A 22086-nucleotide genomic window follows, 5' to 3' on the forward strand; every position below is an offset into this window, starting at 1 on the left:
GGGCAAGAGTGCACCATGACCGATAATGGAATCCCTGATGCCGGTCAGCCCGAGAAGGCTGCCGGCAGCAGGAGGCGCGGGGGCGGCCGGGCGATGTACCGCCTCGTAGTCGTCCTCTGCGCCGCCGTTGCCTACGTCTTCGACCAGCTCACCAAGCTCTGGGTGGTCGGCACCATGACCGAGGGGCAGATCACTCCGGTTCTCCCGCCGCTGCTGAACTGGCACTTCATCCGGAACCCCGGGGCGGCCTTCTCCATCGGCACCGAGATCACCTGGGTGTTCACGATCGTGATGGTCCTGGTATCGATCGCCATCATCACCCAGGTCCCCAAGATCGCCTCGAGGGGCTGGGCCGCGGCCCTTGGACTTGTCCTCGGCGGCGCGCTGGGCAACCTGACGGACCGCCTGGTGCGGGAACCGTCTTTCGCGCAGGGCCATGTGGTCGATTTCATCGCTTTGCCGAACTTCGCGATCTTCAACATCGCGGATTCCGCCGTTGTCAGCGGAGTGGTGCTGATCTGCCTGCTCACCCTCCGCGGCATCAATCTGGACGGCTCTCGCGCCGGCGACGAAACAGGAACCGAAGGGACGCCGGGCGCAGGGGAGTCTCATGAACGCTGAGACGCCCGGCAGCAAGAGCGTCTTCACCGTGCCGGAGGAACTCGGCGGTGCGCGCGCCGACGCCGCGCTCTCACTGGTTGCCGACGTCTCCCGGTCCGTTGCCGCCGCCTGGTGCAGGGAGGGCAGGGTCACCCGGGGCGGCGCGAAGCTGGCCAAGGCGGACCGGGTGCTGGCCGGACACGAACTGTGCGTGGTCCTGCCTGAAGCGGTGGATCCGCATCGCATTGTCCCCCAGACCGTAGAGGGCCTGGCTATCCTGCTCGATGATGATGACTTCGTGGTGATCGACAAGCCGGTGGGTGTCGCTGCACATCCATCCCCGGGCTGGGTCGGGCCGACGGTGGTCGGTGCGCTGGCCGCCGAGGGGTACCGCATCTCGACGTCGGGTGCGCCGGAACGCGCCGGGATCGTCCACCGGCTCGACGTCGGAACTTCCGGCGCCATGGTCGTCGCGAAGACGGAGCCGGCCTACACCGCACTGAAGCGGGCGTTCAAGGAACGAACGGTCGAGAAGGTGTATCACGCGGTGGTGCAGGGTCTGCCCGATCCGCTCGTCGGAACCATCGACGCCCCGATCGGCAGGCACCCGCACGCCGACTGGCGCTTCGCGGTGATGGAGGACGGACGGCCGTCCGTCACGCACTACGCCGTCCTTGAGGCGTTCGGTAGGGCAAGCCTGGTCGAGGTCCATCTCGAAACGGGAAGGACCCACCAGATTCGCGTGCATTTCTCTGCGCTGCGGCATCCCTGTGCAGGAGACCTCACCTACGGCGCCGACCCCCGCCTGGCCGCGAACCTCGGCCTGACACGGCAGTGGTTGCACGCCCACCGGCTCGGTTTCGCCCACCCCCGGACCGGCGAGCCCGTCTCGTGCGAAAGTCCCTATCCCCTCGATCTGGCCTACGCCCTCTCGGCGCTGGCCAGCGGGGCCGTCTAGGCCGCTCCTTCCGGATCGGGTGGCCGTGCCGGGACCCCGCGTCCCGGCGCCGCTCCTGTTCCGCCGGACAGGGGGACCGGCGCCCTCTGGCCTAGAATAGGCAGGTGGTTTCAGCAGCGGCAGCAAATGCATCCTTCGTCCATCTTCACAATCACACCGAGTACTCGATGCTCGACGGCGCCGCTCGGCTGACCGACCTGTTCAGCCACACCGAGGAACTGGGCATGAGTGCCCTCGCGACCACCGACCACGGATTCGTCTTCGGGGCGTTCGACTTCTGGAGCAAGGCCCGCACGGCCGGTATCAAGCCCATCATCGGGGTCGAGGCCTACCTGACGCCCGGCACCGCACGTGCGGACCGGACCCGCGTCCAGTGGGGCGGGGGAGGGCGCGACGACGTCTCCGGTGCCGGTGCCTATACCCACATGACGCTCTGGTCCGAGTCGACCGAGGGCATGCACAACCTGTTCCGCATGTCCTCGCTGGCCTCCCTCGAGGGTTACCTCTACAAGCCGCGTATGGACCGCGACCTGCTGCAGACCTACGGCAAGGGACTCATAGCCACCACCGGATGCCCCTCCGGGGAGGTCCAGACCAAACTGCGGCTCGGCCTGTACAACGAGGCCAAACAGGCCGCGTCCGACTTCCGGGACATCTTCGGGGCGGAGAACTACTTCTGCGAGCTGATGGACCACGGACTGGACATCGAGCGGAGGGTCAAGACCGACCTCATTCGGCTGGCCTCCGAGCTCGGACTGCCGCTCGTGGCCACGAACGACCTCCACTACACCCACGCAGAGGACTCCAAGGCCCACGCCGCCCTCCTGTGCGTCCAGTCGGGCTCGACCCTCGCCGATCCCAAGCGCTTCAAGTTCGACGCCGACGAGTTCTACCTCAAGTCCCCGGCCGAGATGCGGGCCATCTTCCGTGACTACCCGGAGGCGTGCGACAACACCCTCCTCATCGCTGAGCGGTGCGATGTCGAGTTCAACACCAAGGCCAACTACATGCCGCGGTTCCCGGTGCCGGAGGGGGAGAACGAGCAGTCCTGGTTCGTCAAGGAAGTCGAGACGGGCCTGGCGTACCGGTACCCCGCCGGGATTCCCGATGACGTACGGAAGCAGGCCGAGTTCGAGGTGGGTGTCATCACCCAGATGGGATTCCCCGGCTACTTCCTTGTGGTGGCCGACTTCATCAACTGGGCCAAGGACAACGGCATCCGGGTGGGCCCCGGGCGCGGGTCCGGAGCCGGCTCCATGGTGGCCTACGCCATGCGCATCACCGACCTCGACCCGCTCAAGCACGGCCTGATCTTCGAGCGCTTCCTCAACCCGGAACGTGTCTCGATGCCCGACTTCGACGTCGACTTCGATGATCGGCGCCGCTCCGAGGTGATCCGCTACGTCAGCGACAAGTACGGCGATGAACGCGTGGCCATGATCGTCACCTACGGCACCATCAAGGCCAAGCAGGCGCTGAAGGATTCCTCCCGCGTCATGGGCTACCCCTTCTCCACCGGCGAGCGCCTCACGAAGGCCATGCCGCCCGACGTCATGGGCAAGGGCCTTGCGCTTGCCGACGTCCACAACAAGGACGCCAAGCGCCATTCCGAAGCCGAGGAGCTGCGTGAACTGCTGAAGACCGACCCCGAGTCGGCCAAGGTGTTCGAGACGGCACTCGGACTCGAGGGGCTGAAGCGCCAGTGGGGTGTGCACGCCGCCGGGGTCATCATGTCCTCGGATCCGCTGATCGACATCATCCCGATCATGCGCCGTGACCAGGACGGCCAGATCATCACGCAGTTCGACTACCCCACCTGCGAGGGGCTCGGACTCATCAAGATGGACTTCCTGGGGCTCCGCAACCTCACGATCATCACCGACGCCGTCGAGAACATCAAGGCCAACAAGGACACCGACCTGGTGCTGGAGGACCTCGAGCTCGACGACAAGGCGTCCTATGAGCTCCTGGCGCGCGGCGACACCCTCGGTGTCTTCCAGCTCGACGGCGGACCGATGCGGGCGCTCCTGAAACTCATGCGCCCCGACAACTTCGAGGACATCTCAGCGGTGCTTGCCCTGTACCGTCCGGGACCGATGGGAGTGAACTCCCACACCAACTACGCACTCCGCAAGAACGGGCTGCAGGAGATCGAGCCCATCCACCCCGAGCTCGAGGGCCCCCTCGAGGAGATCCTCGGTGGGACCTACGGCCTGATCGTGTACCAGGAGCAGGTGATGTCCGCGGCCCAGAAGCTTGCCAACTTCAGCCTCGGCCAGGCGGACATGCTCCGCCGGGCCATGGGCAAGAAGAAGAAGTCCGAGCTCGACAAGCAGCAGGCCGACTTCTTCTCCGGCATGAAGGAGAACGGCTACTCGCAGGCCGCGATGGACAAGCTCTGGATCGTCCTCGAATCCTTCTCGGACTACGCGTTCAACAAGGCGCACACCGCCGCCTACGGGCTCATCTCCTACTGGACGGCGTACCTCAAGGCGCATTACCCGGCCGAATACATGGCCGCCCTCCTCACCAGCGTGGGCGACGACAAGGACAAGCTGGCGATCTACCTCAATGAGTGCCGCCGCATGGGCATCACCGTCCTGCCGCCCGACGTCAATGAATCGAGCGTGAACTTCACCCCGGTCGGCAAGGACATCCGCTTCGGCATGGGCGCCATCCGCAATGTCGGTGCCAACGTGGTGGGCGCGATGGTCGGGGCCCGGGAGGAGAAGGGTGCCTTCACCTCCTTCAGCGACTTCCTGCAGAAGGTGCCCGCCGTCGTTTGCAACAAGCGGACCATCGAATCGCTGATCAAGGCCGGCGCCTTCGATTCCCTCAAGCACCCCCGGCGTGCGCTGGCGATGATCCATGAGGAGGCGGTGGACTCGGTGATCGTCCTCAAGCGCAACGAGGCGGCCAACCAGTTCGATCTGTTCAGCGCCTTCGACGATCCGGCTGCCGGAAGCGGGCTGGCGGTGGAGGTACCCGACCTGCCTGAATGGGAGAAGAAGGACAAGCTGTCCTTCGAGCGGGACATGCTGGGGCTCTACGTCTCGGACCACCCGCTGCAGGGACTCGAGGGCATCCTCAGCCAGCACGCCGACTCCTCTATCACCTCGATCATCAGCGATGAGGGACCGGCCGACGGCGCCATCGTCACCATTGCCGGCATGATCACCTCACTGCAGCGCAGGATCGCCAAGAACAGCGGCAATGCCTATGCCCGAGCGGAAGTGGAGGACCTCGCCGGTTCGATGGAGGTGATGTTCTTCGGGCAGGTCTACGGGCCCATCTCGGCGGTGCTCGCCGAGGACCTCATCGTGGTGGTCCGAGGGCGGTTGCAGCGCAGGGACGACGGCGCCGTCATGCTGAACGCCCAGGAGCTCAGCGTTCCCGACCTCAGCGAGGGCCATTCAGGGCCGGTGGTGATCTCCATGAACCAGCACAAGGCCACCGAGGCGGCGGTGAGCGCCCTTGGCGACGTGCTGCGGACCCACCCCGGCACCAGCGAGGTGCTGATCCGCCTGAGCGGCTCGCGCAAGATCGAGGTGATGAAGCTCGGTGTCGACCTGCGGGTCAGCCCGACGCCCGGGTTGTTCGGGGACCTGAAGGTGCTTCTCGGTCCCGCCTGCCTCGACGCCTGACCGGGACGGCCGTTCGGGGACAGCCGGGCCGCGAGGGTCGCCGTTGCAGCCAAGAGGGTTCCCGTGGGCCCGTTCCGACCGGTAGCGTTACCTTGATCGTCCGGTTGAGGCGACCGATGCCCAACGTCACCCTGCCGTCCGGCGGGCCGATGGCGAGGGCCGGAAAGTGGGATAGGTGTCCGAGAAGAAATCGACCGTAGAGAACGTATCCCTGCCGGGGATGATGCAGGACATGGTGCTCGAAAGCTCCGACGTCGAGGAATTCCTGACGGGATTGGCGAAGCTTGCTGCCGACAGACTGTCTTCCCCGGGTAGCGAGGTGCTCTGTGGAGTCACGCTGCTCCGTCCAAGGGCCAAGGGGACGGTCGCCACCAGCAGCGAGCACGCGAGGAAGATGGACGAGGTGCAGTACGCTTTCGACGACGGGCCGTGCCTGCGTGCAGCCCGCGAAGGGAAGACCTACACCGTTGCGGATTTCCGGACGGAGACCAGGTTCGGCCGGTACACCGAGGCGATCGCGGACCATGGGATCCTTTCGGCACTGGGGGTCCCGATTCCGCTCGATGGGGACGCTGATGCAGGGCTCGACCTGTACGCCGAGACAGCCCATGCCTTCGGCCCGGCGGGCATCGCTGCTGCCGAAGAACTGGCGCGGGAGGCATCGAAGTCGCTCCGCATGGCAGTACGTCTAGCGCAGCTGACCGAGACCGGAGATAACCTCAGGGCCGCGATAAGTTCACGGACGACCATCGACATAGCCGCAGGCATCATCATGGGACAGAACCGCTGCAGCCATGACACCGCGATGACCATCCTCAAAGCCGCGTCCAACGGACGGAACAGGAAGCTCCACCAGGTGGCCGCTGCCGTCATCGAGTCCCTCGGGCAGGAAGTGCCGCAGACCCACTTCGACGGATGACCGGTAGCGAGCCGTCCGCCGAAACGTCACGAGGAGATACTCCCCGGCCGCACCCGGTGACGGGTACCGGACCGGACGGGAGGGAATGGACCGGTCCGAAGCCAGGTGGACAGTCCCTCGCGTATGGAGCCTAGATCACGTAGTCGGTTGCAGCGGGCGTCCCGTAGCTCCCGCCGTGATACAGCAGGGGTGCGCCGTCGGGCCCTGTGTCGCCGGCCACCACTTCGGCCACCACCACGGCGTTGTTCTCGAAGGAGAGCCTCATGCTGATTCGGCCGATGAGCCAGCCCGCCACGCCGTGGAGCAGGGGCACCGAGTGCGGGCCGGACGACCAGTCGTCCCCGCTGAAGCGGTCCTTCGACCGTGCGAAGCGCTCGGCCAATGCCTCGTTGTCGGTACTCATCATGTGGACGCCGACGAAGTTCGTGTTGGCGACGGCCGGCCAGGAGGAGGACGTTCGCGCCATATTGAAGCTGAACCGCGGGGGATCGGCCGAGAGGGAGGCGACAGATGTTGCGGTGAACCCGAAGGGGCGTCCCTCATAGGTCGCGGTGATGATGGCGACACCGGCCGCGTGGCGGCGGAAGACCTCGCGGAACGGGGACTGGAGGGCAGTGGCGCTGACCGCGCCTGGATGGTCGGTCACGAATTACCTCCGAGGTTGCGGTTGAAACACACCTTCCACGATAGGCCGGTCCTGGGACCCTCCTGCATTTTGTTAATGTAGAAGTCATGCGTCCACGCCAGCAGCCCGTCACCGGGGCTTCCCCGTATCCGCCTCCGGTGTACGCGGTGCCCGAGGACCGCACCACAGTTCCGCCCGCCGGAGTCCTGTGGTGGGCCGGCATCACCCTGCTCGTCGGCGTGGCCATGGGTGTGGCATGGTGGCTTGGTGCCCCGGCTGGGTTCCTGTACGGCGATGAGCTTCAGCCCTCGACCTGGCTGCTGCGGGACCTGACCCTGGCCGCCCTGGGGCTGGTCGCCGGCCTCGTTCTCGGCGGGATCGTCGCAGCCCGCATGGATGCGCCGGGGCTGGTTCCCCGCGTGGTGACTGTCGTGGCCGGCTCGGCTCTGGGGTCGCTGGCTGCCGTGCTGGTGGGAGAGGGGCTAGCTCTGCTGTTCGGTCCGCACGGTACTGAGGACTCGCCGGGCTCGGAGTTCCTGCTGCATTCACCGGGCGCCGCCGCGATCTGGCCGGCCACCGTGGCCCTGGTCATTTTCGTCGTTTCCCTGTCCTCACTGGCGCGCACCCGGCGCGGATGACCGGCTGCGGGAATGGTGAGCGCCGCCGGTAGACTTTCGGCGTGACTTCAACCAGCAATGCTCCAGCGGGGGACGTCTTCCGCACCCTCGACCTGCGCGGTACCGACCTCTCCCCGGGCCAACTCCGGCGTGCCATGCCACGCGCCGCGCCCAGCGAGCATTCCTCGGAGACCGTGGTCGCGGGGATCATCAGCGACGTCCGTGCTCGCGGGCTCGCTGCCCTGACCGACCTCGCCGCCCGGTTCGACGGCGTCGAGCAGCTCCATCCCCGCGTGCCCGGTGCCGTGATCGACAGTGCGCTGCAGTCCCTGGATCCCGCCGTGCGAGCCGCGCTGGAGGAGTCGATCGCGCGGGCGAGGGTGTTCACCGTCGCGCAGAAACCTGCCGACGTCGACGTCGAGATCAGCGAAGGCGCCCGCCTCACCTCCCGGTGGGTGGCGGTCGACCGCGTGGGGCTCTACGTGCCGGGAGGGCTCGCCGTCTACCCGTCCTCGGTGGTCATGAACGTAGTGCCGGCGCAGGCCGCCGGCGTGGCATCGCTCGCTCTGGCCTCGCCCCCGCAGAAGGAATTCGGCGGTTGGCCGCACCCGGTCATCCTCGCCGCGGCGGCAATGCTCGGCATCGATGAGGTTTATGCGATCGGCGGCGCCCAGGCCGTGGCTGCCCTGGCCTACGGCATCGCCGGGTCCGACGCCGGCCCTGGCATCGAACCGGTCAACGTCATCACCGGTCCCGGAAACATCTTCGTCGCGACCGCCAAGCGGCTGGTGAGGTCAGTGGTGGGCATCGATTCCGAGGCCGGCACCACCGAGATCGCCGTGCTCGCCGATGACACAGCGGACCCCGCACTCGTTGCTGCCGACCTCGTCAGCCAGGCCGAGCACGATCCGGATGCGGCCTCGGTCCTCATCACCGATTCCCCCGCGCTCGCCGAGTCCGTGCGCCGCGAGCTGTCCACCCGCAGTTCCGCAACGGAGCATTCGGAGCGGGTCCGCACTGCGCTGGCCGGTCCGCAATCCGGAACCATCCTGGTGGAGGACATGGAACACGGCGTACGGGTGTGCAACGCCTATGCGGCTGAACACCTGGAAATCCAGACCGCCGACGCCGAGGAGATTGCCGCCCGTATCCGCAGCGCCGGGGCCGTCTTCGTCGGGAAGTACACACCCGTCAGCCTCGGGGACTATTGCGCAGGCTCCAATCACGTACTGCCGACAGGGGGAACGGCGGCGTTCGCGTCGGGGCTGAACGTGACGACATTCCTGCGGATGGTGCAGTTCGTTTCCTACAGCAAGGACGCACTGCAGGAGGTCCGGCAGCACATTGCGGCACTTTCCTCCGCGGAGAATCTGCCTGCCCACGGTGAAGCGGTCGAGGCCCGCTTCTGAGCGGATGGTACCAGATGTAGTAATTGCAGCCTTGTAGTTTCACCAGATGTAGTCCTACACTTGACTTGATACGACTGACCAGCGCGACCAGCCAGAGGAAAGCAGGCATGGCACATGTATTGTCCCTACTGCCGTAATGCTGACTCGCGCGTGGTCGACAGTCGCCTGGCCGACGACGGCTCGGCGATCCGGCGTCGGCGTCAGTGTCCTCAGTGTGCGCGGCGTTTCACCACTGTGGAAACCACGAGCCTGAGTGTCGTCAAACGATCCGGAGCAGGAGAGCCTTTCAGCAGGGGCAAGATCATCAATGGCGTCCGCAAGGCATGCCAGGGCCGGCCCGTCACCGAGGACGACCTCGCGCTCCTGGCGCAGGAGGTCGAGGAAACGGTACGCGCCAGCGGTGTCGCGGAGATCGATGCCCACGAGGTCGGCCTCGCAATTCTCGGCCCGCTCCGCAAACTCGACCAGATCGCCTATCTCCGCTTCGCAAGCGTCTACCAGGGATTCGAATCCCTCGAGGATTTCGACGAAGCCATTTCCCTCCTCCGCCATCAGTCGCAGGAGAGTCAGCGGGTTCCCACAGGCGCGCAGCGGCCGCTGACGGCGCGATAGGCGTCAGTTGATCCGTCTCCTCCGCAAGCGGTGGAAGCGGATCGAACCTCGAAGGCCCCCTGCAGGGAATTCCCGCCGGCGCGGCCGGCAGCAGCAGCACCCCTGGTGCTAGATCCTTCTCGGTTCCAGCAGAATGGCGGCCTGCAACGCTCCGCCCACGATTCCCGCCTGGTTCTTGAGCTGCGCCGGGATGATCGGAGTGCGGAGGTTCAGACCCGGCAGGTAATCCGCGCTGCGTTTGGAGATTCCCCCGCCGACGATGATCAGCTCCGGGGAAAACAGGAACTCGACATGCGAGAAGTACCGCTGGAGCCGGACTGTGTATTCGTCCCATCCGATGCCGTCACGCTCGCGGGCGACGGCCGACGCCTTGGTCTCGGCATCATGGCCGTCGATTTCGAGGTGGCCGAGTTCCACGTTGGGGACGAGCCGGCCGTCGAAGATGAACGCGGAGCCGATCCCGGTGCCCAGCGTGATGACCAGGACCGTGCCCAGCTTGCCCTTGCCCGCGCCGTAGCGGACCTCGGCGAGACCGGCGGCGTCGGCGTCGTTGATCACGTGCACATCCCGCCCGAGGACCCTCGTGAAGAGGGCATCAACGTCGGTGTCGACCCAGCTCTTGTCGACGTTCGCCGCCGAGCGCGCCACTCCGTGCTGGATGATGGCGGGGAAGGTCACTCCGACAGGCACGTCCTCCGACGGCCCTTCCGGCCGTGAGCTGAGTTCCTTCACAATCTCGGCCACAACAGCGGCCACGGCCTCGGGTGTGGAGGGCTTCGGCGTCGGAATGCGGAAGCGTTCCCCCACGACCACGCCCTTTTCAAGGTTGACGATGCCGCCCTTGATGCCCGTGCCTCCGATGTCGACACCGATGACGGTGGCGGGCATCGTCTTCTTGCCGGGTTTTTTCTTCTCGGTGTCCTTGGGCATTATTCTCCAGAGGTCGGTAGTCGGTTGTGGGCCGAGGGGATTCGTCGGACTGCGGGGTCGGGCTGAGGGAACGGAGCCGGGAGTGGCTACTAGGGCTTGGTCAGGATTTCTGCGCCGCGGTCGGTCACCAGCAAAGTGTGCTCGAATTGCGCGGTGCGCTTGCGGTCCTTCGTGACGACGGTCCAGTCGTCCGGCCACATGTCCCACTCGATGGTGCCGAGCGTGAGCATCGGTTCGATGGTGAACACCATTCCGGGCTCGATGACGCGGTTGTAGGCGGGCGCGGCGTCGTAGTGGGGGATGATCAGCCCCGTGTGGAACGCCTCGCCGACCCCGTGCCCGGTGAAGTCACGCACAACACCATAACCGAACCGGCGCGCGTAGGACTCGATGGCGCGGCCTATGACATTTATTTCACGCCCCGGCGCCACCGCGCGGATGGCCCGGTTGAGCGACTCCTGCGTGCGCTCGACCAGGAGCCGGGACTCCTCATCGACGTCGCCGATGAGGAAGGTGTAATTGGTGTCACCATGCACCCCGTCGAGGTAGGCGGTGATGTCAATGTTGAGGATGTCACCGTCCCGCACCACCGTGGAGTCGGGGATGCCGTGGCAGATCACCTCGTTCAAGGACGAACACAGGGACTTCGGGAATCCGCGGTACCCGAGCGTGGAGGGGTACGCGCCGTGGTCGAGGAGGAACTCGTGCCCCACCCGGTCCAATTCGTCGGTGGTGACTCCCGGTACCGCGTGTGCTCCGACTTCCACGATGGCCTGCGCGGCGACCTTGCTGGCGCGCCGGATCCTTTCGATGGTTCCAGCGCTTTTGACCTCGGAACCCGTGAATTTCGCTGGAGCGGTGCGTCCCACATATTCGGGACGGACGATGTCCTTCGGCACGGGCCGCTGGGGGCTCACGGTGCCGCGTTCAAGGATTCCAGCGGGTGCAGCTGCAGAGGAAGGCATACCCTTGATCCTATAGGCGAGGCCGGCATGACGAAGCGAAATACGTCCAAGGAGCAACATGAGCGAATACTGGTTCAACGTCCGCACCCACGAGGTGGAGGTCGACGCGCAGTCCGACTGGTCACAGCTCATCGGCCCCTATGAAACGCGGGCAGAGGCGGAGAAGGCACTCGAGAAGGTTGAGCAGCGGAACAAGGCGTGGGACGCCGAAGACGACTGAACTTCCGTGAAAGGGACCGAGCAGCTAGAAGGAGTGCTCCGGGCCGGGGAAAACACCGGACCGGACCTCCTCGGCATAGGTCCGTGCGGCGCTGGAGAGGACGCTCCGGAGATCGGCATACTGCTTCACGAACCGTGCCTGCTTTCCGCCGCGGAGACCGGCCATATCCTGCCACACCAGCACCTGGCCGGTGGTGGATGCTCCCGCGCCGATACCGATCGTGGGCACCGGCACGACGGCGTCGACGTCGGCCGCCGCCTGTGCCGGCACCATCTCCATGAGGATGCTGAACGCTCCGGCCTCGGCGAGCGTGACGGCGTCGTCGAGGATCCGCTGGGAAGCATCGCCGCGGCCCTGCACCCGGTAGCCGCCGAGCGCATGCTCGCTCTGCGGGGTGAAGCCGATGTGGGCCATGACGGGGATGCCTGCCTTGACCAGCGCCCGCACCGTTTCGGCGTACTCGGCGCCGCCCTCCATCTTGACCGCGTGGACGAGGCCCTCCTTGAGGAGCCGGACGGCGGACTGCACCGCCTGTTCGGGGGAGACTTCGTAGCTGCCGAAGGGAAGGTCTGCGACCACCAGCGCGTGCCTGGCTGCGGTGCTGACGGCCCGGGAGAAAAGGATCATCTCATCCAGGGTGATCGGCAGCGTGGTGGTGTGCCCCAGCACGTTGTTGGCCGCCGAATCCCCGACGAGCAGCACCTCGATTCCGGCCTCGTCGAAGAGCTGGGCGGCGTACTGGTCATAGGCAGTGAGCATCGCGAACCGCCTGCCCTCGGCCTTCGCCTGCTGAAGGTGATGGGTGCGGATTCTTCGGGGACCGGACGTGGTTTGCTGCGGATCAGCGGACGGCGCGGCATCGCCCACGCCGTACGGCGCTGGAATCTCGGCGGAGTTCTCGGCGGAGGTCATAGTCGAGAGCCTAGCGGAGGACTGGAACGGTAAGGTTCCTGCATTCCAGGCAGGTTACCCCGCCGTAACATCCGGGCGTCATAATGGTCCGGTCCGGTGGAGGGGATTCGCTGTCCGCTGTCGCTAGAGTGAAGATTGGATCGAAGCGCCGTGGAAGCGGCAGAAAAGTGGGTTGTTCATGGATCGGCAGCAGGAATTTGTACTGCGCACCATCGAGGAGCGGGACGTGCGCTTTGTCCGGCTGTGGTTCACCGACGTCGTCGGTTCACTGAAGTCCGTGGCGCTGGCCCCGGCTGAGGTCGAGGGTGCGTTCGAGGAGGGCCTCGGGTTCGATGGCTCGTCGATCGAAGGCCTTGCGCGCGTCTTCGAGTCGGATATGCTGGCGCAGCCTGACCCCTCGACCTTCCAGATCCTGCCCTGGCGCGGCGACAAGGAACAGACTTCACGGATGTTCTGCGACATCCTGACCCCCGACGGGCAGCCCTCCACGGCCGATCCGCGCGGCGTGCTGAAGAAGACGCTCGCCACGGCGGCCGACATGGGGTTCACCTGCTACACCCACCCGGAGATCGAGTTCTACCTCCTTGAATCGGACGAGCTCGGACCCGATGGCCAGCCCGTCCCGGTGGACCAGGCCGGCTACTTCGACCACGTCCCGGGAGGTGTCGCCCAGGATTTCCGGCGCACCGCCGTCGCCATGCTCGAATCAGTGGGCATCTCCGTGGAGTTCAGTCACCACGAGGCCGGCCCCGGCCAGAACGAGATCGACCTGCGCTATGCCGATGCGCTCCAGACCGCGGACAACATCATGACGTTCCGGACCATCATCAAGGAAGTGGCGTTGACCCAGAACAGCTACGCCACCTTCATGCCGAAACCGTTCTCGGAGCACCCCGGCTCGGGCATGCACACCCACTTCTCGCTGTTCGAGGGCGACACCAACGCTTTCTTCGAGGCAGGAGCCGAGTTCCAGCTCTCGCGCACCGCACGGCAGTTCATCGCGGGGATCCTGCGCCACGCCCCGGAGTTCACTGCCGTCACCAACCAGTTCGTGAACTCCTACAAGCGCCTGTGGGGCGGGGGAGAAGCTCCCAGTTACCTCTCCTGGGGCCACAACAACCGCTCCGCCCTGGTGCGCGTACCCCTGTACAAGCCGAACAAGGGCCAGTCCGCCCGGATCGAGTACCGCGGCATCGACTCGGCCAGCAACCCCTACCTGGCGTATTCAGTGCTGCTCGGCGCGGGACTGAAGGGCATCCAGGAGGAGTACGAACTGCCGCAGGGCGCCGAGGACGACGTCTGGAGCCTCACTGCAGCCGAGCGGCGCGCCATGGGCCACGACCCCCTTCCTGCCAGCCTCCATGATGCAACGCGGGCCATGGAGGAATCCGAACTGGTCGCCGAGATCCTGGGGGAGAAGGTCTTCGAGAATTTCCTGCGGAACAAGCGTGCCGAGTGGCATGACTACCGCATCCAGGTGACTCCGTACGAGCTTCGCCGCAACCTGGGGATCCTCTAACGGCACGCGCCCAGGGAGCCGGTGGAACGAGCTCCAACGGGAAACTGATCAGCTCCGGGTTCGCGGACCTCGAGCAGAGCAGGCGCTTCCTCGCCGCCCCGGAACTCGACGGGATCGACGAGGAAATCCTGTTCGGCGCCCTGGGGTCCTCCGCCAGTCCCGATCTCGCCCTGCAGTCCTGCGTCCGGCTGCTGGCCGCCCACCCGGAAGCGGTGTCCCTCATCACGGGAGACACCGCGCGCTGCACCGCACTGTTCCGTCTCCTCGGGGCGTCCGAGGCACTCGGCGAGTTCCTCATGCGCCACCCGGAGCACCTCGACGTCGTTCGACCACCTACCGCGCGTATGCCGCCGGTCGATGACCGGGCTCTGCGGGCCTCCCTCCTGGAAGCCGTCGAAGCCGATCCCGGGGATGACAACCCCATAGCGGGAATCACCGGAACCGAGGCGCACCAGCGCCTGCGGATGACATACCGGCGGCACCTGACGGACCTGGCCGTGCGTGACCTGTCGGCTCCCTCACCTGTCGACCACCTGCCCTCGGTCGGCAGGGAACTTGCGGACCTCGCAGCCGCGGCGCTCGAGGCGTCCCTCGCTGTCGCACGCCGGGAAGCGGGCTCGACCCACGATCCCGACGACGTCGCGAAGGTGCAGCTCGCAGTGATTGCGATGGGCAAGTGCGGCGCCGGTGAGCTGAACTACATCTCCGACGTCGACGTCATCTACGTTGTCGATGCACCAGGACTGGATGAAGCGCAGGCCACCCGAATCGGCACCTTCCTCGCGTCCGGAATCTCCCGCGGAGTTTATTCGCCGGGGGTCGAACCGGCCCTCTGGGAGGTCGATGCGAACCTGCGCCCCGAGGGCCGGGATGGTCCGCTGGTCCGAACACTCGAGTCCCACCTGAGCTACTACGCACGATGGGCGCAGATGTGGGAGTTCCAGGCGCTCCTGAAAGCCCGTGCGGTGGCGGGTGACCCTGGGCTGGGCCGCCGTTACGAAGAGGGCATCGCGCCGCTTGTCTGGGCTTCCTCCCAGCGCGACGGCTTCGTCGAGGCGGTGCGGGCCATGCGGCGGAGGGTGACGGAGAATATCCCTCGCAGCGAGGAGGCCCGACAGCTCAAGCTGGGGCCCGGTGGCCTCCGCGACATCGAATTCACCGTCCAACTGCTCCAGCTCGTGCACGGGCGGGTCGATACCAGCCTGCGGGTGCGGGACACCGTGGGCGCCATCAGAGCGCTCAGTGCCGGCGGCTACATCGGGCGCTCGGATGCGATGGACTTCGACGACGCCTACCGCTACCTCCGCGTCCTCGAGCACCGCCTTCAGCTGACCCGGATGCGCCGCACGCACCTGATGCCGAAAGACGACGACGAGGCGGCCCTCCGCGCACTGGCGCGTTCGTCGGAGGGTGCGCTGGTGAACGTGCGCCCCAGCGCCCAGGGACTGCTCGAGAAATGGCAGCGCACCAAGCGCCTGGTCCGGCGCCTGCACGATTCGATCTTCTACCGACCGCTCCTCAACACGGCTGCGAACCTGAGCGCCGAGGATGTCCAGCTCACCCCGGAAGCGGCACAGGCGCGGCTCGCGGCGCTCGGCTATTCGGATCCGAAGGGTGCGATGCGGCACATCGAGGCCCTTACCGGCGGAATTCGGCGCCGGGCTGTGCTCCAGCGCCAGCTCCTGCCGATCCTGCTGGCCTGGTTCGCCGACGGCGTCGATCCCGACGCCGGACTGCTGGGCTTCCGGCGGCTCAGCGAGTCGCTCGGGGAGAGCCACTGGTACCTCGGGATGCTGCGGGACTCGAAAGCCGCCGCTGAACGGCTCTGCGCTGTTCTTTCGAGCAGCCGGTTCATCACCGACCTGCTCGAGGTCTCGCCCGAATCGACCAAGTGGCTCGGGTCCGACAGTGAGCTGACCCCTGACAGCTTCGACACGCAATGGCAGGAAATCCAGTCGAAGATGTCCCGCCACCCGGAGCCGTTGGAGGCGATGCGGCTCATCCGGCTGATCCGCCGCCGCGAACTCCTCCGGATCGCGATCGCCGACAGCGCGGGACTGCTGACCCAGCCCGAGGTCGGCCGAGCACTCTCCGATGCCGATCGGGCGGCCGTACTCGGGGCGCTGCACGTCGCGGAAAAGGCCGTCTACACTACCGAGGAGCGCGTGACCGACGTCGTCGTGATGGCCATGGGGCGCCAGGGCGGCCGGGAGATCACCTACGGGTCCGACGCCGACGTCATGTACGTCCACCGGCCGCACCCGGGCGCTGACGCCGCCGCCGCCCAGCAGCAGGCCGAGAAGGTGGTCACGCAGCTCGCGGCGCTTCTGACCCAGCCCTGCAAGCCGCCCGTTCTCGCGGAGCGGGTGCTGGAGATCGACGCCGCCCTGCGGCCGGAGGGCAAGCAGGGGCCGATGGTGCGGTCACTGGAATCATTCCGGGAGTACTACAAGCGGTGGTCGCTGATCTGGGAGGCCCAGGCACTGCTTCGTGCGCGGCCGCTCGCCGGAGATGACGCGCTCGCCCTGGACTTCCTCGCGCTGATCGATCCCATTCGCTATCCCGCCGAGTTGTCCGATACGGACCTTCGGGAGATCCGCCGGATCAAGGCCCGGGTGGAAGCGGAGCGTCTGCCGCGCGGTGCCGATCCATCACGTCACCTGAAGCTCGGTCGCGGGGCCCTGAGCGACGTCGAATGGCTGGTCCAGCTCCTGCAGCTCCGGCATACGCACGCCGTCCCGATCCTGAAGACGGCGTCGACGCTCGAGGCCCTCGACGCTCTGGGAAACGCGGAACTATTGCCTCGGGAGGACCTCGAGACCCTCCGGCGAAGCTGGTCCCTTGCCACCCGTATCCGGGCGGCGAACGTCATTTGGACCGGCCGCAGTTCGGACCTCCTGCCCTCCTCCCGTCGTGACCTCGAGGCAGTGGCGCGGTGGTGCGGGTACGGGCCCGAGAGCGGAGCGCGGCTCGAGGAGGACTACCTGAAGCTGACCCGCCGGAGCCGCGCGGTATTCGAGCGCCACTTCTACGGATACTGACGGCAGGTTGCGCTGGGCGACCAGGAGGTCGCGTGTGGTTCGCCGGCCCCAGAGCGGCAGCGCTGGTGGCGGCGCATCGGATTCCCTGCCCTTGACGACAAAGGTCCTTGATAATCGGCGTGTCTTGCGGCGCCAGGCTGGGGAAATGCCCAATGGCGGCCATCGCCGCACAGTCCGGTCGACGGAACTTGGTTCGCGGCGTCCGCCTCCTTGAATGCTGGTAATGCGGCACCCGGAAGCCGGTCCGTCCTCTGCCTGACCTGGGGAGCAATCACCTTAACGACGAGGCGGTCGCTGCAACCCCCGGAATCCGGGAGTTGCAGCGACCGCTCGAACCCACAGGCGGGTGGGTGCCGTTCCGCAGGAAAGCGATGGATCAGACGCCGTAGTACAGCTCGAACTCGTAGGGGTTCGGGCGCAGCGACAGCGGACGGATCTCCATCTCGCGCTTGTAGTCCACCCAGGTGTCGATCAGGTCCTGGGTGAAGACGCCGCCGGCCTGCAGGAACTCGTTGTCGGCTTCGAGGGCCAGCAGGGCCTCCTCGAGGGAACCGGGAGCCTTCTGGATATCCTTGGCCTCTTCGGCAGGAAGCTCGTAGAGGTCCTTGTCGATCGGGTCGGCCGGCTCGATGCGGTTCTTGATTCCGTCCAGCCCGGCCATGAGCTGCGCAGCGAAGGCGAGGTACGGGTTGGAGGAGGGGTCCGGCGCGCGGAACTCGATGCGCTTCGCCTTGGGGTTGGAACCGGTGATCGGGATGCGGATGCCGGCGGAGCGGTTGCCCTGGGAATAGACCATGTTGACCGGAGCCTCGAAGCCCTTGACGAGGCGGCGGTACGAGTTGACCGTCGGGTTGGTGAACGCCAAAACCGCAGAGGCGTGCTTCAACAGGCCACCGATATACCAGCGGGCCATGTCGGAGAGGCCGGCGTAACCCTTCTCGTCGTAGAAGAGCGGAACACCGTCGCTCCACAGTGACTGGTGGCAGTGCATGCCCGAGCCGTTATCACCGAAGACCGGCTTGGGCATGAACGTGGCCGACTTGCCCCATGCATCGGAGACGTTCTTGACGATGTACTTGAACTTCTGCAGGTCGTCGGCAGCGTGGGTCATCGTGGTGAATTTGTAGTTGATCTCGGCCTGGCCTGCGCCGCCCACCTCATGGTGCGAGCGCTCGACCTCAAGGCCCGCCTTGTCCAGCTCCACACAGATCGCGTCGCGAAGGTCCGCCTGCTTGTCGACGGGGGAGACGGGGAAGTAGCCGCCCTTGAACGGTGTCTTGTTGCCGAGGTTCCCGCCGATTTCCTCGCGGCCGCTGTTCCAGGGCGCTTCGATCGAGTCGACCTTGTAGAAGCTGCCCTGCGGTGAGGACTCGTACTGGACGTTGTCGAAGATGAAGAATTCAGCCTCGGGGGCGAAGAAGGCGGTATCCGCGATGCCGGTGGACGCCAGGTAGGCCTCGGCCCGTTCCGCCACGCCGCGCGGGTCGCGGTGGTAAGGATCACCGGTACGCGGGTTGACGATCGAGAAGTTCAGGGCGAGGGTCTTCTCGGTCCGGAAGGGATCGATGAACGCGGTGGTGACGTCCGGGATCAGCTGCATGTCCGACTCGGCGATGCCCTGGAAGCCGCGGATGGAGGAGCCGTCGAACAATTGGCCGTGAACAAAGAAGTCAGCGTCGACCGACTTCGCCGGCACGTTGAAGTGCTGCTGCACCCCGGGTAGGTCGGTGAATCGGACGTCGACGAACTTGACCTCTTCGTCAACGATGTATTTGAGGACTTCGTCCGCATTCTTGAACATCGATTTATGCTCCTTACGCATGGCTGTGGGGTGATCGGGCCGCACGGAGTGCTGCCGGCAACTTGTTCCAACTGTAGGCGCGCACGGTTACCCGCCGGTGTCGGCTTTGTTTCCGGCTCGTTTCCTGGCCGGTGGGAGTACTTCGGTGTCCTTCGAGCCTATCCCTAAAGCGTCCGATGGCGCAGGTGCCCGGCTTTCCGGCGCACGGCAGGCGCCTCGACCCGCAGTAATCTTGAAGGGTGGTCAATAGAAACGATGTCGGATCCTGGTTGAACGGCCCACCACCTGCGGGCGGCTCCGCATGGCCGGGGCAACGCCTCGGGCGCCCGCAGGGCGGGCCGGGGTCGATCGCGCGGCTGGGACCACGGATCGGGGCGATCGCCGTTGACTGGGCATTGTGCTCGCTGGTTTCTGCCGCGTTCTTCAACTGGGACGGTCTGGCGACCCTGCTGATCTTTTTCGTCGAACAGGTCCTGCTCGTGGGCTTCTTCGGCTACAGCATCGGTCACCGGGTATTTCGCATGCAGGTGCAGACCCTCGACGGCCGGCCGGCGGGATATCCGACCGCCACTGTCCGCGCGGTCCTCGTGTGCCTGGTGGTCCCGGCACTCATCTTCGACGTCGATCAGCGCGGACTTCACGATCGGGCACGCGGAACGGCGCTCGTCCGCATTTAGTGCAGCTGGTTCGAGAACGAACCCCCAGCGTTCGCTGGGCCGAGAAGGGACCCCCGGCGCCCGCTGGTTGGAGAACGGACCCCTAGCGCCCGCGCATCGCCTTACGGTCCGGCCGTGCCTTGAAGGGATCGACACCCTTGGGGATCGGAAGTTTCGTGCCGAGTGCGGCGAGCCGCTTGTCGACGGCATGGACTTCCTGCTTCGTGAGTGACTTCTTGAGCTTCTGGATGGTTTTCGGAACCTTGGCAAGGGCCACCTGCCCCTTATCCCGTCCGGTCTCGAGGACATGGACCCGCACATTGGGGACGATCCGGCTCATCTTGCGGCGTTCGCCGTCCACGAGCTGCTTGACGCGTGCCGAAGGACCCTCGGACACGAGGATGATTCCCGGTCGTCCGATGACGCGGAACACCGCATCCTGGGTGCGGGGATTGACCGCAACCGGCTGCTCCTGGAGGATCCACCCCCTGCGCAACACGCTGAGCGCAGCGCCGGCTGCTCCCGGCTTTCCTTCGATCTGGGAGAAGGCAGCGCGTTCTGCTTTCCGCGAGAGGATGAAAACCGCGGCAAGGAAGGCGAGCGGCAGGGAAATGAGGAGGAGCGTGATGACGTTCTGGATCAGCACGCCGATCAGCAGGCCGACGGCCACGATTCCCACGAACGCCAGCAGCATGAACCACACGACACTGGGGTCGTTCCGGCGCGTCATCTTGAATACTTCGACGATCTGCTTCATCCGCCCGGTTTTCTTCGGCCCTTTCGCGGCCTTGGGCTTGCGGGAGAACAGACGCCGTTTAGGCGCGGGGGAGGAGGACTCAGTGCTGTGCGACATAGTTCTACAATCCTACGCGATGGCCACGGTCTCGCGGTCGGGTACCGCTGGCAGCGACGGGCAGCACTTCAGCCTGCGAGGAGGGTGGATGCTTCCTGCAAAGTTGAACCGGAATCTTCAATGTGCGCAAGTTCGGGGGGCAACTCGAGGCCCTTCTTGCGCATCGCGCCGGCCCATAGCCTGCCGGCACGGTAGGAGGAGCGCACCAGCGGACCAGCCATGACGCCAAGGAATCCGATCTCCTCGGCCTCGTTCCGCAGGTCGACGAACTCTCCGGGCTTCACCCAGCGGTCGACAGGGAGATGCCGCTCGCTCGGGCGAAGGTACTGGTTGATGGTGATGAGGTCACAGCCGGCAGCATGCAGGTCACGGAGGGCTTCGGAGATTTCCGCCCGGGTCTCGCCCATGCCGAGAATCAGGTTCGACTTCGTCACCATTCCGAGGTCCCGGCCCTGCGTAATGACGTCGAGCGAGCGTTGGTAGCGGAACGCGGGTCGGATCTTCTTGAAGATTCGCGGTACCGTCTCCACGTTGTGGGCGAAAACCTCAGGAGCCGCATCGCAGATTGCCGCGATGTGTTCGGGGCGGCCGGAGAAGTCCGGAATGAGGATCTCGACTCCCGTGCCGGGATTCATGCTGTGGATCTGGCGGATGGTCTCGGCGTAGAGCCAGACGCCCTCGTCGGGAAGATCGTCCCGCGCCACTCCGGTGACGGTGGCGTAGCGGAGGTTCATCGACTTCACGGACTGCGCCACCTTGAACGGCTCGCTCCGATCCAGCGGCTGGGGCTTACCTGTGTCGATCTGGCAGAAATCGCAGCGGCGGGTGCACTCGGAACCACCGATGAGGAACGTTGCCTCGCGGTCCTCCCAGCACTCGAAGATGTTGGGGCAGCCGGCTTCCTCACACACGGTGTGAAGGCCTTCCTTCTTGACCAGGTTCTTCATCGCAACGAACTCGGGACCGATATTGACCTTGGCCTTGATCCAGTCCGGTTTGCGCTCGACGGGCGTCTCGGCGTTACGCGCTTCGATGCGCAGCATGCGTCGGCCTTCGGGGGCGAGACTCACAGGAAAGCTCCTTCCGGCTGGTACGACCCAGCTCGGTTAGCTGCCCCGACGAGGCGAGCACGGGCTGCCTCGTCGAGAACCAATAATGATTCATTCTTACGCAGTTCGTCTTCAATACGCGAAACGATATCGAGCGGAGTGACAGTCCGCCCGGTCTCGGCGGAGATGGTCGTAACACCGGCGTCGGCGATTCCGCAGGGGACGATCTGCTGGAATGGTGCAAGGTCATTGCTGCAATTGACGGCGAAGCCGTGCATCGTCACCCTGCGTTTGACGCGGATTCCGACGGCGGCGATCTTCCGTTCCGGGCGTCCCCCGTCCGCCTCGATCCACACCCCGGACCGGCCTTCGACGCGAATGCCCTGCACCCCGTAGTCCTTCAGAACAGTGATTATTATCTCCTCGAGGATATCGACGTACCCGGCAACTTTCGTCGGCTCAGGCAGCGCGAGGATCGGGTAGCCGACGAGCTGGCCGGGCCCATGCCAGGTGAGTTTCCCGCCGCGGTCCGCAGGCACGACGGGCGTTCCGTCGAGGGGCCGCTCGTGGTCCTCGGTCCGCTTGCCGGCCGTATATACGGCCGCGTGCTCAAGCAGCAGGACGGTACTGGGTGCGCTGCCGTTCACGACGGCGGCGTGCAGCTGCTGCTGGCGGCTCCAGCCGTCTTCGTAGCCGATGAGATGTGGGGAGAACCCAACCCGCGAGAGCTCAAGAGTCATATCTCAAGGGTAGACC

At 65.8% G+C, this 22086-nt stretch carries 19 protein-coding genes; 11 read left to right on the forward strand and 8 right to left on the reverse strand.

Annotated features, from left to right (window positions below):
- The first annotated feature begins 15 nt into the window (after positions 1-15).
- The 4 genes from lspA to IWX65_RS09770 all read left to right on the forward strand — a co-directional run bounded on the left by lspA (position 16) and on the right by IWX65_RS09770 (position 6121).
- Positions 16-621, forward strand: coding sequence for a signal peptidase II (gene lspA, locus IWX65_RS09755; protein WP_196882466.1), 606 nt, complete (start codon positions 16-18; stop codon positions 619-621).
- Positions 611-1558 (forward strand): RluA family pseudouridine synthase, encoded by a 948-nt coding sequence (locus tag IWX65_RS09760; protein ID WP_196882468.1) that lies wholly within the window; start codon positions 611-613, stop codon positions 1556-1558. Before lspA ends, IWX65_RS09760 begins: the two co-directional genes overlap by 11 nt.
- A gap of 104 nt (positions 1559-1662) precedes the next feature.
- Positions 1663-5202 (forward strand): DNA polymerase III subunit alpha, encoded by a 3540-nt coding sequence (dnaE, locus tag IWX65_RS09765; RefSeq protein WP_334683787.1) that lies wholly within the window; start codon positions 1663-1665, stop codon positions 5200-5202.
- Positions 5203-5377: 175 nt separating this feature from the next.
- A complete protein-coding gene (locus IWX65_RS09770) occupies positions 5378-6121 on the forward strand; it encodes a GAF and ANTAR domain-containing protein (protein ID WP_334683788.1) in 744 nt (247 codons plus the stop codon).
- A 130-nt stretch (positions 6122-6251) separates the two neighbouring features.
- Here the strand turns inward: IWX65_RS09770 and IWX65_RS09775 are convergent, their stop codons facing one another.
- Positions 6252-6767, reverse strand: coding sequence for a flavin reductase family protein (locus IWX65_RS09775; protein WP_196882470.1), 516 nt, complete (start codon positions 6765-6767; stop codon positions 6252-6254).
- 86 nt (positions 6768-6853) lie between these two features.
- Between IWX65_RS09775 and IWX65_RS09780 the strand changes: the two genes are divergently transcribed.
- The 3 genes from IWX65_RS09780 (at position 6854) to nrdR (ending at position 9384) form a co-directional block, all read left to right on the forward strand.
- Complete coding sequence (locus IWX65_RS09780) at positions 6854-7384, forward strand: hypothetical protein (protein ID WP_196882473.1); 531 nt, start codon at positions 6854-6856, stop codon at positions 7382-7384.
- Between the two features lie 41 nt (positions 7385-7425).
- Entirely contained in the window at positions 7426-8772 is a 1347-nt protein-coding gene (gene hisD / locus IWX65_RS09785) for a histidinol dehydrogenase (RefSeq protein WP_334683789.1), read from the forward strand.
- A gap of 114 nt (positions 8773-8886) precedes the next feature.
- Entirely contained in the window at positions 8887-9384 is a 498-nt protein-coding gene (gene nrdR, locus IWX65_RS09790) for a transcriptional regulator NrdR (RefSeq protein ID WP_196882475.1), read from the forward strand.
- 108 nt (positions 9385-9492) lie between these two features.
- On the opposite strand, the gene ppgK is transcribed toward nrdR, so the two are convergent.
- Positions 9493-10314: a polyphosphate--glucose phosphotransferase gene (gene ppgK / locus IWX65_RS09795; RefSeq protein ID WP_196882478.1), complete on the reverse strand. Its 822-nt coding sequence runs from the start codon at positions 10312-10314 to the stop codon at positions 9493-9495.
- Positions 10315-10403: 89 nt separating this feature from the next.
- Positions 10404-11279, reverse strand: coding sequence for a type I methionyl aminopeptidase (gene map, locus IWX65_RS09800; RefSeq protein ID WP_196882479.1), 876 nt, complete (start codon positions 11277-11279; stop codon positions 10404-10406).
- 58 nt (positions 11280-11337) lie between these two features.
- Here map and IWX65_RS09805 point away from each other — a divergent pair, with 58 nt between their 5' ends.
- A complete protein-coding gene (locus IWX65_RS09805; protein WP_196822563.1) occupies positions 11338-11499 on the forward strand; it encodes an SPOR domain-containing protein in 162 nt (53 codons plus the stop codon).
- 24 nt (positions 11500-11523) lie between these two features.
- Here IWX65_RS09805 and panB read toward each other — a convergent pair whose 3' ends face one another.
- Positions 11524-12411 (reverse strand): 3-methyl-2-oxobutanoate hydroxymethyltransferase, encoded by an 888-nt coding sequence (gene panB, locus IWX65_RS09810; RefSeq protein WP_196882481.1) that lies wholly within the window; start codon positions 12409-12411, stop codon positions 11524-11526.
- 178 nt (positions 12412-12589) lie between these two features.
- On the opposite strand from panB, the gene IWX65_RS09815 reads away from it, so the two are divergent.
- Both IWX65_RS09815 and IWX65_RS09820 read left to right on the forward strand, forming a co-directional pair.
- Complete coding sequence (locus IWX65_RS09815; RefSeq protein WP_196882483.1) at positions 12590-13930, forward strand: glutamine synthetase family protein; 1341 nt, start codon at positions 12590-12592, stop codon at positions 13928-13930.
- Between the two features lie 44 nt (positions 13931-13974).
- Positions 13975-16971, forward strand: coding sequence for a bifunctional [glutamine synthetase] adenylyltransferase/[glutamine synthetase]-adenylyl-L-tyrosine phosphorylase (locus tag IWX65_RS09820; RefSeq protein WP_196882567.1), 2997 nt, complete (start codon positions 13975-13977; stop codon positions 16969-16971).
- Positions 16972-17347: 376 nt separating this feature from the next.
- Here the strand turns inward: IWX65_RS09820 and glnA are convergent, their stop codons facing one another.
- Positions 17348-18772, reverse strand: coding sequence for a type I glutamate--ammonia ligase (glnA, locus tag IWX65_RS09825; RefSeq protein ID WP_196882485.1), 1425 nt, complete (start codon positions 18770-18772; stop codon positions 17348-17350).
- Between the two features lie 239 nt (positions 18773-19011).
- Here glnA and IWX65_RS09830 point away from each other — a divergent pair, with 239 nt between their 5' ends.
- Positions 19012-19449 (forward strand): RDD family protein, encoded by a 438-nt coding sequence (locus tag IWX65_RS09830; RefSeq protein ID WP_196882488.1) that lies wholly within the window; start codon positions 19012-19014, stop codon positions 19447-19449.
- Between the two features lie 82 nt (positions 19450-19531).
- Here IWX65_RS09830 and IWX65_RS09835 read toward each other — a convergent pair whose 3' ends face one another.
- From IWX65_RS09835 to lipB, 3 genes are all read right to left on the reverse strand, one after another.
- On the reverse strand, positions 19532-20281 hold the full coding sequence (locus tag IWX65_RS09835) for a DUF4191 domain-containing protein (RefSeq protein WP_196882489.1): 750 nt from the start codon (positions 20279-20281) through the stop codon (positions 19532-19534).
- A gap of 68 nt (positions 20282-20349) precedes the next feature.
- Complete coding sequence (lipA, locus tag IWX65_RS09840) at positions 20350-21351, reverse strand: lipoyl synthase (protein ID WP_196882492.1); 1002 nt, start codon at positions 21349-21351, stop codon at positions 20350-20352.
- Positions 21348-22070 (reverse strand): lipoyl(octanoyl) transferase LipB, encoded by a 723-nt coding sequence (lipB, locus tag IWX65_RS09845; protein ID WP_196882493.1) that lies wholly within the window; start codon positions 22068-22070, stop codon positions 21348-21350. The genes lipA and lipB overlap by 4 nt, the downstream gene beginning before the upstream one ends.
- Positions 22071-22086 lie beyond the last annotated feature (16 nt).

It is taken from the genome of Arthrobacter sp. CAN_A214, from assembly GCF_015751955.1.
Classification (GTDB): Bacteria; Actinomycetota; Actinomycetes; order Actinomycetales; family Micrococcaceae; genus Arthrobacter_D.